General features: G+C 52.1%; 14 protein-coding genes. 9 read left to right on the top strand and 5 right to left on the bottom strand.

All coding sequences use genetic code 11. The annotated features are described in order from the left end of the window. Window positions 1-7: 7 nt before the first annotated feature. The 7 genes from H8K27_RS08030 (at window position 8) to H8K27_RS08000 (ending at window position 8,252) form a co-directional block, all read left to right on the top strand. Window positions 8-931 carry a polysaccharide deacetylase family protein gene (locus tag H8K27_RS08030; protein ID WP_186862611.1) on the top strand — a complete coding sequence of 308 codons (924 nt, stop codon included), beginning with the start codon at window positions 8-10 and terminating at the stop codon, window positions 929-931. 47 nt (window positions 932-978) lie between these two features. Further along, entirely contained in the window at window positions 979-1,455 is a 477-nt protein-coding gene (locus H8K27_RS08025) for a peroxiredoxin (RefSeq protein WP_329604360.1), read from the top strand. A 241-nt stretch (window positions 1,456-1,696) separates the two neighbouring features. Further along, a complete protein-coding gene (locus H8K27_RS08020; RefSeq protein ID WP_408058421.1) occupies window positions 1,697-3,295 on the top strand; it encodes a PhoH family protein in 1,599 nt (532 codons plus the stop codon). A 112-nt stretch (window positions 3,296-3,407) separates the two neighbouring features. Then, window positions 3,408-3,899, top strand: a complete 492-nt coding sequence (locus H8K27_RS08015; RefSeq protein ID WP_186862608.1) for a MarR family winged helix-turn-helix transcriptional regulator — start codon at window positions 3,408-3,410, stop codon at window positions 3,897-3,899. 38 nt (window positions 3,900-3,937) lie between these two features. Beyond that, window positions 3,938-5,455, top strand: coding sequence for an efflux transporter outer membrane subunit (locus tag H8K27_RS08010; RefSeq protein WP_186862607.1), 1,518 nt, complete (start codon window positions 3,938-3,940; stop codon window positions 5,453-5,455). After that, window positions 5,455-6,699, top strand: coding sequence for an HlyD family secretion protein (locus tag H8K27_RS08005; protein WP_186862606.1), 1,245 nt, complete (start codon window positions 5,455-5,457; stop codon window positions 6,697-6,699). The genes H8K27_RS08010 and H8K27_RS08005 overlap by 1 nt, the downstream gene beginning before the upstream one ends. Next, window positions 6,699-8,252 (top strand): DHA2 family efflux MFS transporter permease subunit, encoded by a 1,554-nt coding sequence (locus H8K27_RS08000; RefSeq protein WP_186862605.1) that lies wholly within the window; start codon window positions 6,699-6,701, stop codon window positions 8,250-8,252. The genes H8K27_RS08005 and H8K27_RS08000 overlap by 1 nt, the downstream gene beginning before the upstream one ends. A gap of 71 nt (window positions 8,253-8,323) precedes the next feature. Here the strand turns inward: H8K27_RS08000 and H8K27_RS07995 are convergent, their stop codons facing one another. The 5 genes from H8K27_RS07995 to H8K27_RS07975 all read right to left on the bottom strand — a co-directional run bounded on the left by H8K27_RS07995 (window position 8,324) and on the right by H8K27_RS07975 (window position 14,338). Then, a complete protein-coding gene (locus tag H8K27_RS07995; RefSeq protein ID WP_186862604.1) occupies window positions 8,324-10,210 on the bottom strand; it encodes an MFS transporter in 1,887 nt (628 codons plus the stop codon). A 90-nt stretch (window positions 10,211-10,300) separates the two neighbouring features. Further along, window positions 10,301-11,047, bottom strand: coding sequence for a polysaccharide deacetylase family protein (locus H8K27_RS07990; RefSeq protein ID WP_186862603.1), 747 nt, complete (start codon window positions 11,045-11,047; stop codon window positions 10,301-10,303). 7 nt (window positions 11,048-11,054) lie between these two features. Continuing rightward, window positions 11,055-12,371, bottom strand: coding sequence for a hypothetical protein (locus tag H8K27_RS07985; protein WP_186862602.1), 1,317 nt, complete (start codon window positions 12,369-12,371; stop codon window positions 11,055-11,057). A gap of 7 nt (window positions 12,372-12,378) precedes the next feature. Then, entirely contained in the window at window positions 12,379-13,077 is a 699-nt protein-coding gene (gene lolD, locus H8K27_RS07980; RefSeq protein WP_186862601.1) for a lipoprotein-releasing ABC transporter ATP-binding protein LolD, read from the bottom strand. A 4-nt stretch (window positions 13,078-13,081) separates the two neighbouring features. Beyond that, entirely contained in the window at window positions 13,082-14,338 is a 1,257-nt protein-coding gene (locus H8K27_RS07975) for a lipoprotein-releasing ABC transporter permease subunit (protein WP_186862600.1), read from the bottom strand. 67 nt (window positions 14,339-14,405) lie between these two features. Here H8K27_RS07975 and H8K27_RS07970 point away from each other — a divergent pair, with 67 nt between their 5' ends. Next, complete coding sequence (locus H8K27_RS07970) at window positions 14,406-15,398, top strand: hypothetical protein (protein WP_186862599.1); 993 nt, start codon at window positions 14,406-14,408, stop codon at window positions 15,396-15,398. Next, window positions 15,395-17,089, top strand: a complete 1,695-nt coding sequence (gene recJ / locus H8K27_RS07965; RefSeq protein WP_186862598.1) for a single-stranded-DNA-specific exonuclease RecJ — start codon at window positions 15,395-15,397, stop codon at window positions 17,087-17,089. The genes H8K27_RS07970 and recJ overlap by 4 nt, the downstream gene beginning before the upstream one ends. Window positions 17,090-17,170: the final 81 nt, after the last annotated feature.

The following is a 17,170-nucleotide window of genomic DNA, read 5'->3' as shown; positions in this document are numbered from 1 at the left end:
TCAATCCATGCCATCCATTGTTCTGAAGATCGACGTTGACACTTACCGGGGAACCCGCGAAGGTGTTCCGAACCTGGTTCGACTGCTGAAAAAGCATCATGCCGGCGCGACTTTTCTGTTTTCCCTCGGAAAAGATCATACTGGCTGGGCATTGCGCCGGGCTTTTCGGCCGGGTTTTTTTCAGAAAGTGTCCCGCACTTCAGTTGTCGAGCATTACGGCATTAAAACACTGATGTATGGTGTTTTTTTGCCTGCTCCGGACATTGGCAGCTGTACCAGTGAAATGCGGGCGGTTCAGACAGCAGGCTTTGAATGCGGCATCCACACCTGGGATCATGTAGTCTGGCAGGACAATGTCCGCCAGCGTGGTGAAAAATGGACTCGCAATCAACTGCAGCAGGCATACCAGCGTTTTCAGCAGATTTTTGGAGTTCCGCCAAATACGCATGGCGCTGCCGGCTGGCAAATGAATGAATATGCCTTTCAGCAATTGAATGAGTTCGGTATGCGCTATGCTTCTGATGGCCGGGCAATGCTGAATGAAGATGGCAGCCTGGCGAATCCGGCTGCAGGCCCTTACCGCCTGCAGGACGGTGCATGCATACAAATGCCGACAACATTGCCAACACTGGACGAATTGCTAGGGCGACAGATCAATGGACGGGAAATTACGACCGGCAATATTGCTGCACATATCCTGTCATTGACGCAAACGCACAGAGACCATGTATTTACCCTGCACGCAGAGCTTGAAGGGCAAAAACTCGCCCCCATATTCGAGGAATTGCTGACTGGCTGGATTGGGCAGGGATACGATTGTATTTCGATGGCTGATTTTTATGAGTCGATCAAAGACCAGTCATTGCCTGTTGCACCGCTAACATGGGCAAGCCTGCCAGGACGCTCGGGAGAACTGGTTGCGCTGATGTAAACCTGTGGCAGCAGCATTTTCTCCCTTCACACATCAAGGAGATCGTAGTGGCTGAAACCGCTTCCGCACTTAACTGCCAGGTTCCCGAATTTTCCGCTCCCATGACGGGCGGCAATACCTTTCAACTCAGCAATTTCGCGGGTAAAAATATCGTTCTGTATTTTTACCCAAAAGACAACACCCCTGGCTGCACCACTGAAGGGATCGCCTTCCGTGATCTCCATCCCCGCTTTTCGGCAGCTAATACTGAAATTTTTGGCATCAGCCGCGATAGCCTGCGCTCTCACGAGGGATTTAAAACTAAGCTGGCATTGCCGTTTGACCTGATTTCCGACCCTGACGAAACCTTGTGCCAGTTGTTTAATGTGATGAAAATGAAAAATATGTACGGCAAGCAAGTCCGCGGCATAGAACGAAGCACATTTTTGATTGACGCCAAAGGTAAATTGGTGAAAGAATGGAGAGGCGTCAAAGTCGCAGGTCACGTTGATGAAGTACTTGAATTTGTGAGCGCACAAACATAATTGGACTCAAACGATTTTCTATTTTCAAAGCCGCAGATGGTCAATCCAGCATTAATGCCGGGTAAGCCACAGCGGCTTTTTAATTTTCCAGCTCTCACTTTTTACTGAGGTATTCATGCCATTGCCTAAAATGCCGGCAAAACCAGCCGCCTTACTGTCTCCTAAAGACTATCCAAAAGCAGAAACAGTAAAGAACACCAAAACGACTGCAAAAACAGTCAAAGCGGCGCCCCCGGAGCACATGAAAACATCTTCTGCCGGCAGCGCGATTCCCGCCAGAAGAAAAATGCCCGTTGCAGCGGATAAGGCACCCGTAGTGATTGCCAGAGCAAACTCTGAAAAGTCTGCCAGAACGACTCCTGCCGCTGCGATAGAAAAAAAGGTGCCGGAACATCGCGCCAAATCCAGCACCAGCAAAGCAGCGGATGAATCCGGCACGACCAAGCTGTTTGTACTGGACACCAATGTGCTGATGCATGATCCAACCTCTTTGTTCCGCTTTGAAGAACACGATATTTATCTGCCGATGATCACACTCGAAGAGTTGGACGATCATAAAAAGGGAATGTCAGAAGTGGCGCGCAATGCACGTCAGGTATCACGCTCCCTGGATGCACTGGTCGGTGATATTGATCATCACGCGATTGAAAAAGGGATTCCTTTATCAAAACTGGGTAATAAAGATGCGAAAGGTCATCTTTACTTCCAGACCAAGCTGCACGTCAATGAATTGCCACGCGGCTTACCTCAGGGCAAGGCTGACAATCAGATTCTGGGCGTGGTGCAAGCGCTGGAGCAGGAATTTCCTGGTAGACCGGTTGTGCTGGTGTCCAAAGACATCAATATGCGCATCAAGGCACGTGCCCTGGGTCTGCCTGCAGAGGATTACTTCAATGATCACGTCCTCGAAGACTCCGACTTGCTGTACTCAGGAATTGTGCAATTGCCCGATGATTTCTGGAACCGGCACGGTAAGGGAATTGAAACCTGGCAAGAGAATAAAAATGGTCTCAGCAGCACGTTTTACCGGATTACCGGCCCGGTCATCCCTTCTTTGCTGGTCAATCAGTTCGTGTATCTGGAGCCTAAAAATGGGGAAGCTTCATTTTATGGCCAAGTCAGGCAAATCAACGGTAAAACAGCCGTTTTACAGACACTGAGGGATTACGGACACGTCAAGCATAGCGTCTGGGGCATTACCTCGCGCAACCGCGAACAAAATTTTGCACTGAACTTGCTGATGGACCCTGAATGTGATTTTGTCACCCTGCTGGGTCAGGCCGGTACCGGAAAAACCTTGCTGGCACTGGCCGCGGGTCTTGCACAAGTTTTAGAAAGCAAGACTTACAACGAGATTATCGTAACGCGCGTTACCGTTCCCGTTGGCGAGGATATCGGCTTCCTCCCGGGAACGGAGGAAGAAAAAATGTCTCCGTGGATGGGGGCATTTGACGACAACCTGGAAGTGCTGAATAAGTCTGATAACGATGCCGGTGACTGGGGTCGAGCTGCAACACAGGATTTGATCCGCTCCAAAATCAAGATCAAATCCCTGAACTTCATGCGGGGGCGGACATTCGTCAACAAGTTCCTGATTATTGATGAGGCACAAAATCTGACGCCCAAACAAATGAAAACACTGGTCACCCGTGCCGGTCCGGGCACAAAAATTATCTGCCTGGGCAATATTGCCCAAATTGACACACCTTATTTGACTGAGGGCTCCAGCGGTCTGACTTACGTAGTTGACCGTTTCAAAGGCTGGGCACATAGCGGTCACGTGACGCTGGCGCGCGGTGAGCGTTCTCGTCTGGCAGATCATGCGAGTGAAATTTTGTAATTGATAACTTATTTCACAGATAAAGGCGCTGCAATGCAGCGCCTTTTTTTATCGCCTGCAAAGATTTTTCAGTTGATATAAACTATTGCCTAGTCAATGATTTCTGATTGTCATGAATACTCAAGATTCCTCACTAAAGTTCGATGTTTCCCATCTGGAGGATAGTGTCGGCTATTTACTTGCCAGAGCGCGGACCATGCTATCCAGATCGGTGGATGACTCCTTGCGCTCGCTGGGTCTGACGCATGCCCAGGCCAGTGTCTTTTTGCTGATTAACGTTGGGAAATGCAGCACGGCGGCAGAACTGGCAAGAGATCTGTTCATTGACTCCGCGGCGATGAAACGCACGGTAGACCGGCTGGAGGCGAAAAACTTTATCCGGCGCATCGCTGATCCTGCGGATAAGCGTCTGTTTAAGCTGGAACTGACGGAGACCGGTGAACATCTTGCCGAGCAATTGCCCCCGATTTACCGGGAAGTGCTGAATGTCGGATTTACCGGATTCACTCAGGAAGAAATCGGTTTTCTGAAAAGCCTGTTGCGGAAATTATTGGCCAACCGGCCTTTGCTTGAAGAAAGAAATAATCATTGCCGAGACAATTAAATTATCTTGTTTCATCCTATTTTAAAGATATCGTCCTCATGAAATCCATCTCTAAAAAACACAACGGCACCCCGCGGTTGTTCAGGCGCTTAATGGTAGCCAGTGCTGTCACGATGCTGTCTGCCTGCGTGAGTTACAACGGCATACAAAGCCAGGCGCAATTAAAAACCATCGGTGATCAGGCGAATTCCGGCATCTTCGCCAATCAACACGGGCAATGGCCGACAGCCGACTGGGCGCAGCAAATCGGCGGCAGCGATTTACAGGCCTTGATTCAGGCCGGTTTACGTGACAACCCCAGCCTGCAAGCGGCAGCAGCCCGCATTCAGGCAGCGCAGGCAGCAACCGGGATTACCAAAGCAAATACCCTTCCTTCTGTGAACGGCAGTTACAGCACCACCTACCAACGTTTTACCGAGCATGGACTCGTCCCTCCTCCGCTGGCCGGCACTTACGATACAGATAATCAACTGGCGCTGAGTGCCTCTTACGAGCTGGATTTCTGGGGCAAACATCGTACTGAAATGCGCGCCGCCCTGTCTCAGGAAAAAATTGCAGAAGCAGAACAACAAAGTGCACGCTTAATGCTCGGTAATGCGATTGCCCGCAGCTGGGTACAACTGGTTCGTGACTATCAGCAACTGGCCATCAGTGAACAGCAACTCGCTATCCGGGAAAAACTGGATGTATTAACCAGTCAGCGCGTCAAAGCCGGGCTGGATACCAAATCTGAGATTCAGCAAAGTCTGATACAGATTTCCAACCTCAAAAATGAGATCAGCAACTGGAAAGAAAATATTGTGCTGACCCGTAATCAGCTGGCTGCTCTGATCGGTGCCGATCCTGAACGCGGTCAGCAAATTCCGGTTCCGCAATATCAGCCGCCTGGCGACATCACTGCGCCTGCCAGCCTGCCTCTGGAGCTGATCAGCCGCCGGCCAGACATCACTGCCGCACGCTGGCGTGTGGAGGCGGGGCAAAGTGACATTGAATTATCCAAAATTCAGTTTTATCCGAACGTGAATATTTCCGGTTTCATTGGTCTTTCAAGTCTCGGACTGGATCATTTACTCCAGTCGGGCAGCATGATCAACGGCATTGGTCCTGCAATACATCTGCCAGTATTTGAGGGCGGCCGCTTACGCTCGGAATTAAAAACCCGGGTTGCCGGCTATGATGTCGCAGTCGCCACCTACAATCAAAGCCTGACCGATGCCTTGCACGAAGTGGCGGATCAGATTCAGATTATTCAGGCATGCAATGAACAATCAAAGCAGCAGCAACAGGCCGAACAGGCCGCCAGGACTGCCTTGAAGCTGGCTCAGCAACGTCAGCAGGCAGGTACTGCCAACGTATTGCCAGTGCTGATGGCTGAAAGCGCCCTGCTCTCCCAGCAAAAATTATCGCTGGACATCCATTTACGGCACATAGACAGTCAGATCAATCTGATCAAGGCGCTCGGTGGCGGCTATGACAGTCATACTGTGCCAGACAGCAGCACATCCAGACTCACAACAAAAAATCATTCAGCATCCAACATTCCGGAGGTAGCGTAATGAACGCTCCAGTACAAAATTCCACGCCATCTATTCCTAATGAACCCGCTTCCGACAACAGCAAACGTCGGGGACTGCTGCTGATTGTCTCCGGCGTCATTCTCCTCGCCGCCATCGCCTATGGCGCATGGTGGGCGCTGGTGGCCCGTAACTATGAACACACCGATGATGCCTATGCCGCTGGCAATGTCATTCAGGTCACGCCACAGATTGCAGGCACAGTCGTCGCTATTCATGCGGACGATACAGAACTGGTGCAATCTGGCAAACCACTGATTGATCTGGATAAAACTGACGCCAAAGTTGCCCTGGAGCAGGCAGAAGCGCAACTGGCGCAGACGGTGCGCGAAGTCCGGGTTTTGTTCGCCAATAATGCCAGCCTGCAGGCCAACATCGATGTTCGCAACAGCGACGTTGAGCGTGCCAAGTCTGATCTGGCGCGACGCCAGCAATTACTGAGTACCGGCGCCATCTCTGCTGAGGAACTGGAACACGCAAAGAATGCGCTCAAAACGGCAGAAGCTGCCCAGCTTGCAGCACGTGAGCAGCTCGGCGCCAACCGGGCACTGACTGACAATACCAGCGTCAGCCAGCATCCGAACGTATTGCGCGCAGCCGCAAAATTACGCGAAGCGATGCTGGCATACAGCCGTGCTTCCTTACCTGCACCGGCAACCGGCTATGTGGCCAAGCGCGCGGTACAGGTTGGTCAGCGTGTAGCTCCCGGTGCGCCCCTACTGTCGATCGTACCGCTCAATTCGCTGTGGGTGGATGCCAATTTCAAGGAAGTACAACTGGCGCACATGCGCATCGGTCAGGATGTGACACTGCACTCTGATCTGTATGGCAGCGACGTTGAATACCACGGAAAAATTGTGGGCCTGTCTGCTGGTACAGGAGCAGCATTCGCGCTGCTGCCGGCACAGAATGCCAGCGGTAACTGGATCAAGGTTGTACAACGAGTTCCGGTACGTATTTCCCTTGATCCGAAAGAACTCGAAAGCCATCCTTTGCGTATCGGCGTATCGATGCAGGTACAGGTGAATATCTCTCAGCAACAGGGAGCGCCAGTCACGGCCAGTCAGCCAGCAAGAGCAACGCCGGCATATCAGACGCAGGTATTTGAACAGGCTGCCAAGGATGCCGACCAGCGTATTGCCCAGATTATTCAGATCAACTTATCCACTGCTCAGAACAGTACTGCAGCAACTATGAAAAACACCGCGGATACGAAAGCAAAATAATGAGCACAGCTTCCCGCGCTCCGTATGCGCCATTAAAGGGATCGCAACTGGCTATGGGCACGCTGGCCTTATCGCTGGCGGTATTTATGAATGTCCTGGATTCCTCGATTGCCAACGTTTCGATTCCGGCGATTTCGGGAAATCTGGGTGTTTCTCCGCAACAGGGCACCTGGGTCATCACATCGTTTGCAGTAGCCAATGCGATTTCTGTGCCTCTGACTGGCTGGCTGACAACACAGTTTGGCCAGGTCCGTTTATTTATGGCATCCATTCTGCTGTTCGTCATTTCATCATGGCTGTGCGGGATGGCGCCGAATATCGAAATACTGATCGCCGCCCGTATTTTGCAGGGAGCTGTTGCCGGCCCGATGATTCCCCTTTCGCAATCCCTGCTGCTCGGGAGTTATCCGCCCGCGAAAAGCTCAATGGCGCTGGCCTTATGGGGGATGACAACACTGGTGGCGCCCATCATGGGGCCACTGCTTGGCGGCTGGATTTCGGATAATTATTCCTGGCCCTGGATTTTTTACATCAACATTCCGGTCGGATTATTTACGGCATGGGCGACCTGGTCTATTTACCGGAAGCGTGAGTCTGCGATCAAGGCACTGCCTATTGATAAAGTTGGCTTATTTTTGCTGGTGGTCTGGGTCGGTGCGTTGCAGTTAATGCTGGACAAAGGTAAAGAACTTGACTGGTTCAGCTCCGGGGAGATCATCCTGCTGACAGTGGTTGCCGTGATCGGATTGATTTATTTCGTGATCTGGGAAACAGGACAGGACCATCCGGTCGTTGATTTGTCCTTATTTAAAGGCCGTAATTTTTCTGCCGGCGTCGTCGCTATTTCGATTGGTTACGGGCTGTTTTTTGGCAGTCTGGTCATCATGCCTTTATGGCTGCAGACCCAGCTGTCTTATACTGCGACAGAGGCCGGTAAGGTCATGGCGCCAGTAGGTATTTTTGCGATTTTACTATCGCCCGTGATCGGTAAAATTTTACCGAAAGTCGACGCCCGTAAGGTTGCCTCTGTGGCTTTCCTCGGTTTTGCGCTGGTATTCTTTTTACGCGCCGGATTTACCACCGAAGTCGATACCATCACTCTGCTGATACCTACACTGCTGCAAGGCGCTGCGATGTCGATGTTCTTTATCCCGCTGACATCCATCGTCTTGTCTGGCCAGCCACCCGATAAGATTCCGGCGGCCTCCGGTTTATCGAATTTCGTCAGGATCATGTGCGGCGGTATGGGGGCATCTATCATGACCACCATGTGGGATAGCCGCAGCACCATGCACCATGCGCACATTACAGAGCATACGGGCAGCAGCTCCCAGGCATTCGTGCAGACAGTTCAGGGGCTGAACCAGCAAGGCATCCCTGATGCAGGAGCCTACGCGCTCATCGACAGAATCATCAGCGTACAGGCCAGCACGATGGCGGCAACCGATCTGTTCTATATGGCAGCCTTTATGTTCCTCGGACTGATTGGCCTGGTCTGGCTGACTAAACCCAAAAAATCATCCGTTCCGGCTGATGCCGGCGGTGCGCACTGATCCCGCGCCCTTCTAAAATTAAATCAGACCAGCCTCACGTTACATAAGTTACATAAGGGCTGGTCTTTTTTTCAGCGCCAGTTGCCGCGTAACTGCGTTACTTTTTCCTGCAATACGATTGGAGATACCTGCGATGGCTGCATGACTTCTCCAACGACTAATTCCAGTCTGGAAAAAGGTCTGCGCCGGAATGCCCGTTCAAACGGATTTCCCCCGTCGCGCGTAAAAAAACTGCCCCATAAACCCCGCAGTGCCATCGGATAAACCGGAACCGGCGAGCGCTCCAGTATTTTCATCACACCGCCACGAAACTGATTGATATCGCCGGTGCTGGTTAGTTTTCCTTCGGGGAAGATGCAAACAAGTTCCCCTTCATGCAAAGCCTGCGCAATATCGACATACGATTTTTCGGTCAGCCACGGATCCTCTTTGGCAGGCGCAATCGGAATCGCTTTGGCTGTGCGGAAAATCCAGGACAAAAACGGGATTTTAAAAATGCGGTGATCCATCACAAAGCGGATAGGTCGAGGGCTGCAGGCCATGATGACGATAGCATCCATATAGCTGACATGATTGCAGACCAGTACACCTGCTCCCTCCGCCGGAATACGTTCAGCATTGACAGTCCTGACCTGATGCACGGTATGAATCAGCAGCCAGGCAATGAAACGCATTAAGAATTCAGGAACCAGACTGAAAATATAAAGCGCCACGACGACATTCAGCATCGCGGTAGCCATAAATATCTGCGGGATGGTAAAGCCTTGTTTCAGCATCAGCATGGCAGCGAGTGATGCCACAACCATGAATAAAGCGTTCAGAATATTCATGCCGGCGATAGTGCGGGATAAATGGGCAGGATCGCAACGCGTCTGAATCAGAGCGAATAAAGGTACGATGTACAAACCACCAAAAACACCGATCATCACGATATCCGCCAGGATGTGCACAGCGCCGGCCTGTTGCAGGAATCCCCACAGATCGACTATCTGCGTGTTGATATAAGTATTGCTGGACAAATACAGATCAAAACCAAAGACCGATAAACCGATCGCCCCAAATGGCACCAGACCGATTTCAATTTTATGCCCCGATAATTTTTCACATGCCAGTGAGCCAGTACCAATTCCAAAAGAAAAAACCGTCAGCAGCAATACAAAAACACTATGGTCACCGTGCAGATAATTTTTTGCGTACTGAGGAAATTGAGCCAGAATGATGGCGCCATAAAACCAGAACCAGGAATTTCCCATCAGCGATAAAAACACCGGACGGTTTTTTCTGCTGAAACGAATATTTCGCACCGTCTCACTCAGGGGATTCCAGCTAACCGGCAATGCCGGTTCTGGTGCCGGTGAATAAGGAATCCGCAGGCTGGCAATGTAACCCAGAACCGCGACGATGATGGTTCCGGTAGCGACAAGCTGCAATCCCCACGGCTGGTGCACCACCAGCATCGCTCCGAGAATTTCGCCAGCCAGAATTCCGACAAAAGTTCCCATTTCAATCAGGCCATTGCCACCGATCAGTTCATCTTTTTGCAGATGCTGGGGCAAATATGCGTATTTGACCGGCCCGAATAATGTCGAATGAATCCCCATGCCAGCCACTGCGGCAATCAAGAGCCAGAGCTGATGATTCCACCAGCCATATGCGGCAATCAGCATAATCAGGATTTCCAACAACTTGACCTTACGCGCCATCGCTCCTTTTTCAAACTTATCGGCGAGCTGACCTGCTGTGGCAGAAAACAGGACAAAAGGCAGAATAAATAACCCGGGAATCAGATTATTCAGCAAACCGATGTCCAACTTGGTCCACTCCAGAGTGTTGTAAGTCAGAATCGTCAGCAGTGCTGTTTTAAACACGTTGTCATTGAATGCCCCTAAAAACTGTGTCCAGAAAAACGGTGCAAAGCGGTGTTGTTTTAACAGTCCGAACTGGCTGTGCTGGCGCATAAATCGTATCCGATCTTGAAAATCAAAAAGTGTGGCGGAAATTGTAACTGAAGTCGCCTAGCAAAAATCTGCTGTGGAATCTAGCAGGTGTCAGTCGCCCGCATCTCCATGCTGAAAATAATGTATCGCCTTTTGCACTGTAAGCAGACGGCAGCGGGACTCCGCAGCCAGACGCAATGCGGTTTCCAATTGCTGCGGGCTGGTTCCCCATGGTCCCGGCTGTGCACTGACTTCATGAGAATAGAAAATCAGCCAGCCACGCTGCTGATCTGCCTGCCGGATCAACGCAGCCATCTGTTCCGTAGTCATGGTGTTGGCATACAAGGCCTGCGCCCGCAATGCAGCCAGATCCGCACGCCCGGTTTGCAGTCCGCCGCCGGTGATGCGGCTGTATGCAAACCGGCGCGATGCAGCGATTTTGCTGAGTAAGCCGTAGGCGCCAAAAGGAAATGCAAATCCAGCACCCGGCAACTGATGCGTCTTAAAAAATGCCTGATTACGTTCCCAGTCTGCCTGCAAGGCAGGGATTGCGGTATCAGCGCAGTTTCGGTGCGCATACGTATGACAGGCGATTTCATGTCCGTTGCACGCCAGTCTTTGCAAATCCTGCACGCTATGGCATGGCTGGGATTGTTCGATACCGTCAGTTAAACCACCGCAGACATAGAATGTGCCGCGCGCCTGATATTGCTCAAGCAAGGCGGCTCCCTGGTGACAGGCACTGGCAGGTACATCATCGAATGAAAAACTGATGACGCCGCGCTCCTGTTGTAATGGAATCCAGCGACAGGCCAGATGGCGGGCGGATAAGCGGCTGATTTTCCGGATCAAAGACATGAGCTCATTATTCCCGTATAGGATCGGAAGCGCTCAACGATTGCTGATAACGCAGCAATCCGGTTTTGGCAGCGCTTCCCGGCAGATTTTCAAAAGTGTATTCCAGTCCTAACTTCACTACTGCCTGCTTTAACTGCTGATCATCCGCTTTCCGGGTGGTTCTTTCGTAAAAGCTGTCAAAAAAGACTCTGAAGCCCCGCTCCAGCTGATAGCTTGCTCCGGCGCCGATCCGTTGCAGATTTTCCTGCCGGGAAGTATTCCCGGGCAGCGTCAGGCGTGGAATCAGTTGCTGATCACTGGCCTGCCAGAGTGTTGAGAAATTGAATCTGGTTTTATCTGACCAGTGCCAGAGCGCATCAAAACGAATGCCTTTACTCGTCACGTACAGGACGGCCGGATCGACAATTGAAAATGGCCGGTTATATAACTGCACATCCAGTCTGAGTTTAGGGGAATAGCGATACACGCCACGCCAGATTGCATTAAATAGATTGCTGTTACGTTCATCCAAAACGGTATAACGACGACGAATCATGCCCAGATGCGCGCTGGTGGCAGTTTTGACGCTGTATTGCCATTCTGCGTCCAGAAAAAATTCATTCTCCTGATAATGCCGGTCCAGATCAGCGATCTGTTGCGGTGTGCGGTCCGGATAAGAGACATCGGAATGGCGTATTCCCGCACCAATACTGGAACCCGTTGGCGAGAGGTATAGCGCACCCGCCTGCTGCCCACGTTCTGTTAAGTTGTACAACTGGTTGACCGGCAGATCATACGCCAGCTCTGAGCGGAACCAGCGGCTCCGGAGCTGCCATTCATCGCTGATTTTGAGATTGATATCGGCGCTTCCGGTTGTCTGGTGCGCCAGATCACGCTCGGTCAGCGTACCGTTAATGTATTGAAACAAGCGTTTGTCTTTACCTGCCGCCACCCTGCCGTCGAGCATTTTGCTTGCCTGCCACTCCAGCACCGCATCGCCAGCGGCCTGCTGATGATCGAGCTGGCGGTAGTCTTTATAATGCCGGTTTCCCAGCGATCCGGTCAGGATCAGTCTCGTCTGCTCTGAAAGCAACGGGATGATCGCACCGCCGCGCACATCGGTGGTATTGATCATATCTGTCAGGCGCTGGATTTCAAGGCGCTGCGCATCTGTCTGATGATCATAAAACCGGAAAGGATTACTGTCAGTCAGCAGAGATGTTTCGAGCTGCAAAGCCAGATCATTGCTGGCGCTGGCAGTAGCCGCACAACAGGCCATTCCTCCCAGCAACATAATATGCCGGAATGCAGGTATCAAAAACGGAGGAAAATGCCGGTCAGTCATGCGTCGCCTATTGCTGCAACAGGCCCTGATCAGAGAGTCTGAATATCCGGTCGCAACGACTGGCCAGCTCCGCATCATGAGTCACGATCACAAAAGCCGTGCCAAGCGTTCTGGATAATTCCAGCAGCAATGCAAATACCTGCTGGGCGGTGCCGCCATCCAGATTTCCGGTAGGCTCATCCGCCAGAACGCAGGCTGGCTGGGTCACCAATGCACGTGCCAGGGCGACACGCTGACGCTCGCCACCAGACAGTTCTCCGGGAACGTGTCTGACTCTGTGCCCCAGCCCGACCCTTTCCAGTATTTGCTGTGCCGCTTGCTGCGCTTCTGAGCGGGGAACACGGCGAATCAGTAATGGCATAGCCACATTATCCAGCGCAGAAAATTCAGGCAGCAAATGATGGAACTGATAAACGAAACCCAAGGAGCGATTGCGCATCGTCCCCCGTGAAGACTCGCTCATGTTGCTGATATCCTCACCCTGCAAACAGACTGTGCCTGTAGTCGGCGTATCCAGCCCTCCCAGTAAATGCAGCAAGGTAGATTTTCCGGAGCCGGAAGCGCCGATAATGGCAAGCCGCTCTCCTTTATTCACATTCAGCGTAATGCCTTTCAGCACTGAAACGGCTTCCGCACCTTCGTTAAAGGTTTTTCCGAGATTCTGACAGCTCAGGATCACTTCCTGTCCGTTTGTCTGTGCATTCATCTGATCACTCATAGCGCAATGCCTCCGCTGGTTTCACGCGGGCGGCATGCCAGCTGGGGTAAATCGTTGCGACAAACGCCAGGACCAGGGCCATGATACTGATCTGCCACACATCGGGCCATCGCAGATCCGACGGTAATGCACTGATGAAATACAAATCTTTCGGTAAAAAATCGACTCCCAGTAAGCGTTCAATGAAAGGAACAATCACATCAATATTCAAAGCCACCACGACGCCACCTGCCACACCCAGCCCGGTTCCGATCAGACCGACAAGACCGCCCTGTATCATGAAAATCTTCATGATTGAAGCAGGCGATGCTCCGAGCGTGCGGAGAATCGCAATATCCGCCTGTTTATCCGTAACAGTCATCACCAGAGTCGAGACCAGATTAAACGCAGCCACGGCAACAATCAGTGCCAGAATAATGAACATCATGGTTTTTTCTGTCTTGACGGCTGAAAAATAATTCCGGTTTTGCTGCGACCAGTCGCGAATCAGCAGATCGCCGGATAAGGTACGCGACAATTCAAGCGCAACCTGTGGCGCTTTGAGCATCTCCTTAATCCGCAGGCGCAATCCTGATGGTCCGCTTAACCGGAAAAATTTCTGGGCGTCGGCAATATGCATGAATGCCATGCCAGAATCAAACTCATAATGCCCGGCATCAAAGATGCCAGCCACGGTAAATGCCTTGAGCCGTGGAACGACACCTGCCGGTGTCATCTGTCCTTCTGGCGCCGCCAGCGTGACTTTGTCGCCGACATGCACATGGAGATTGGCTGCCAGTGCAGACCCGAGAATAATATTAAACTCTCCCGGACGCAGATCAACCCATCTGCCTGCTTTAATTTTTTCCGATACCTCCGACACATAACGTTCCTGATCCGGCAATACGCCACGCACAATCACGCCGTGCATCACATCGTCCCGGATAATCATCGCCTGGCCATCCACATACGGCGCAGTACCTGTCACGGCGGGATTTTTCTTTGCCTCCAAGGCTGTTTTCTGCCACTCAACCAGCGTGCCGCTGGCATCAAACACTTCTATATGCGCCAGCACGGAAAGCATGCGATCCCGGACTTCTTTCTGAAAACCGTTCATGACTGACAGAACAATAATCAATGCAGCAACCCCGAGTGCGATACCAGCCATAGAAATCATGGAGATAAAAGAAATAAAACTGTTTCTGCCGCTGCGACGCCCGGCCCGCGTATAGCGCAGACCGACCAACCATTCAAAAGAGAGATTTTTCACCGCAAATTCATTTCAAGTAAATAAGGCAGCCAGAAGTTTGCCACACATTTGCCATACAATGACATCTATGAAGAATTTAGAACTCCTGCTGCCATTCAGCCTCCCCCCCGCAGAACTCAGAAACGACCTGATTAAGGCCATACAGGCTCCGGCATTAGCAAACCTGCTGGCGGCCAGCGCCACCGCAGAATCAGACGCCGCCGATGGGTTTTCCAACGCACTCCCGCATGAATACTGGCTGGCCGGATATCCGGCGCTGCCCAGTTCGGCCAACAGCCCGGCAATCAGCCTGCACCAAATGGCGGCATATAACCTGTCAGCAAACGACGGATATTGGTTCCTGCTGCAACCGGTACATATCCACATCGCCCGCGACCATCTGGTGCTGACTGACCAGCGCAGACTGGATCTCAGCGAGCAGGAATCAAAGGAACTGTTTGACATCGCCAAAACCGTCGCGGCAGACGCTGGATTTTCGCTGATATATGGCGATGCACAGCACTGGTTTTTACGGGCCGACAACTGGTCTGAGCTGCAGACAGCGACACCTGATGCGGCCTGTGGCCACAATATCGATATCTGGATGCCCAAAGGACAGGAAGCCCGTGCCTGGAGAAAATTTCAGAATGAAATCCAAATGTTGTGGTTCACCCACGATATCAACCAGGAGCGGGAAGCCATCGGAAAAAAGGCCGTGAATTCGGTCTGGCTGTCCGGCGGCAGTGACAGCAGACTCAATAGTTTCAAATCAGTACAAAAAACAGCGCGATTCAACCAGCTTCCCGCTGCCACCGGCCAGGCGATCTGCATTCTGGCAGACACGTTGATTGAACCGGCACTGAATAATGACTGGGGTACCTGGCTGCAGGAACTCGGCCGTCTGGAAGAAAACTGGTTTGTGCCTGTTTACGACGCACTCCGGCAGCGTCAGCTGAAACAAGTCACACTGATCTGCTCCGATCACAGACAACTTCTCAGCTATCGCCTTAGCCCCTGGTCACTCTACCAATTCTGGCGTCGCCCGCATCTGCAAAAATTATTTCCATCTGCTCAGCCATGACGCGCATCAGCACCCGCCCCTACTCGCTGAGAGAATCCGAAATGCTGCGGCAAAGCGGCATGCACCCCGTGCTTGCACGCCTGTACGCAGCACGCGGCATCAAGCATGACAGCGAACTGCAAACCGGGCTGAATGCCCTGCTACCGCCTGCCGGGATGCACCAGATGCGCGAAGCTGCACAGTTTCTGGCTGATGCCATCGCTGCTCACAAAAAGATCGTGATCGTGGCCGACTATGATTGCGATGGCGCCACAGCCTGCGCCGTTGGCTTGCGTGGGCTGCGTATGCTTGGTGCGGATGTGGACTATATTGTGCCTAACCGTTTTGAGTATGGATACGGCCTGACCCCGGAAATCGTCGCGCTGACTGTACGCGAAAAAACACCGGATATCATTGTCACGGTTGACAATGGCATTGCCAGCGTGGATGGGGTTGCCGCTGCCGCTGCACAAGGTATTGAGGTACTGATTACGGACCATCATTTACCGGGCGAACAGTTGCCTGCTGCAGCTGTTATTGTGAATCCGAATCAGCCTGATTGTGAATTTCCCAGCAAACATCTGGCCGGAGTTGGCGTGATGTTTTATGTCCTGCTGGCGCTGCGGGCCGAACTGCGGCAACGGAATGTTTTCAGTCTGGAAACGCAACCAAAACTGGACAATCTGCTTGATCTGGTTGCACTGGGCACGGTTGCCGACGTCGTCCGGCTTGATGCCAATAACCGCATCCTGGTGGCACAGGGGCTTAAACGAATGCGGGCTGGCCGGGCCTGCGCCGGAATTGTTGCCCTGTTTCAGGTGGCCGGGCGCGAATTGCGGCTGGCCAGCCCTTTCGATCTTGGCTTTGCTGTCGGCCCACGCTTAAACGCTGCCGGCCGGCTGGCCGATATGCGGCTGGGCATTGAATGCCTGACGACGGATGATGCAGGGAGAGCCTGGCAGATTGCCCAGGAGTTGCACAGTATTAACGCCGACCGCAAAGACATCGAACGTGACATGCAGGATGTCGCCTTACTGCATCTGGATCAGTTTCAGCCGGAGTCCAGCCACACGATTACCGTTTCCGACGAAAGCTGGCATCAGGGCGTCATTGGCATAGTCGCATCGCGCCTGAAGGATAAATTCTACCGGCCTACCATCACATTTGCGCCAGCCGGAGATGGGACATTGAAAGGCTCCGGTCGCTCCATTCCCGGATTTCATTTACGGGATGCGCTGGATCTGGTGTCAAAACACGCACCGCAGCTGATCGAGAAATTTGGCGGACATGCCATGGCAGCCGGGCTGACGATCCGCGCAGAAAACTTTTCCGCTTTTCAGCAGGCATTTGAAGCTGTCGGACAGACATGGTTGCAGCAGAATCAGCTCGAACGGGTGATTGAAACCGATGGTGAACTGGAAAACAGTTATTTCACTACTGACTTCATTCAGCTACTCGATAGCCAGGTCTGGGGTCAGGGTTTTCCTCCTCCCGTATTTTGTGATGAATTTACGGTCATTTCCCAGCGTATCCTCAAGGAGCGCCATCTCAAACTGGTACTGGAAAAGCAAGGCATCCGGTACGACGCGATCTGGTTCGGACATACCGATCAGCTATCGGCCCGCTGCCGGGTTGCCTTCAGGCTCGACGCCAATGAATACAACGGCGTGACCCGGGTGCAGATGCTGGTAGAACATATCGAGAACCAGTAAGCGCAGTTAGCAGATTTTCATCCGGATTAGTGCAACTTAATTCCAGTCAGATTGTCCATCATCCTAAATAAATATTTTTCG

Source organism: Cognatundibacterium griseum, assembly GCF_014284195.1.
GTDB classification, from domain to species: Bacteria; Pseudomonadota; Gammaproteobacteria; order Burkholderiales; family Burkholderiaceae_D; genus Undibacterium; species Undibacterium griseum.
The sequence above is the reverse complement of the archived record's forward strand: the minus strand, read 5'-3'. Positions and strand labels throughout refer to the sequence as shown.

Bases quoted from the DNA above. Each gene is read 5' to 3' on its own strand.
- H8K27_RS08030 (WP_186862611.1), top strand. From the start codon at position 8: ATGCCATCCATTGTTCTGAAGATCGACGTTGACACTTACCGGGGAACC.
- H8K27_RS08020 (WP_408058421.1), top strand. From the start codon at position 1,697: ATGAAAACATCTTCTGCCGGCAGCGCGATTCCCGCCAGAAGAAAAATG.
- H8K27_RS08015 (WP_186862608.1), top strand. From the start codon at position 3,408: ATGAATACTCAAGATTCCTCACTAAAGTTCGATGTTTCCCATCTGGAG.
- H8K27_RS08010 (WP_186862607.1), top strand. From the start codon at position 3,938: ATGAAATCCATCTCTAAAAAACACAACGGCACCCCGCGGTTGTTCAGG.
- H8K27_RS08005 (WP_186862606.1), top strand. From the start codon at position 5,455: ATGAACGCTCCAGTACAAAATTCCACGCCATCTATTCCTAATGAACCC.
- H8K27_RS08000 (WP_186862605.1), top strand. From the start codon at position 6,699: ATGAGCACAGCTTCCCGCGCTCCGTATGCGCCATTAAAGGGATCGCAA.
- H8K27_RS07995 (WP_186862604.1), bottom strand. From the start codon at position 10,210: ATGCGCCAGCACAGCCAGTTCGGACTGTTAAAACAACACCGCTTTGCA.
- H8K27_RS07990 (WP_186862603.1), bottom strand. From the start codon at position 11,047: ATGTCTTTGATCCGGAAAATCAGCCGCTTATCCGCCCGCCATCTGGCC.
- H8K27_RS07985 (WP_186862602.1), bottom strand. From the start codon at position 12,371: ATGACTGACCGGCATTTTCCTCCGTTTTTGATACCTGCATTCCGGCAT.
- lolD (WP_186862601.1), bottom strand. From the start codon at position 13,077: ATGAATGCACAGACAAACGGACAGGAAGTGATCCTGAGCTGTCAGAAT.
- H8K27_RS07970 (WP_186862599.1), top strand. From the start codon at position 14,406: ATGAAGAATTTAGAACTCCTGCTGCCATTCAGCCTCCCCCCCGCAGAA.
- recJ (WP_186862598.1), top strand. From the start codon at position 15,395: ATGACGCGCATCAGCACCCGCCCCTACTCGCTGAGAGAATCCGAAATG.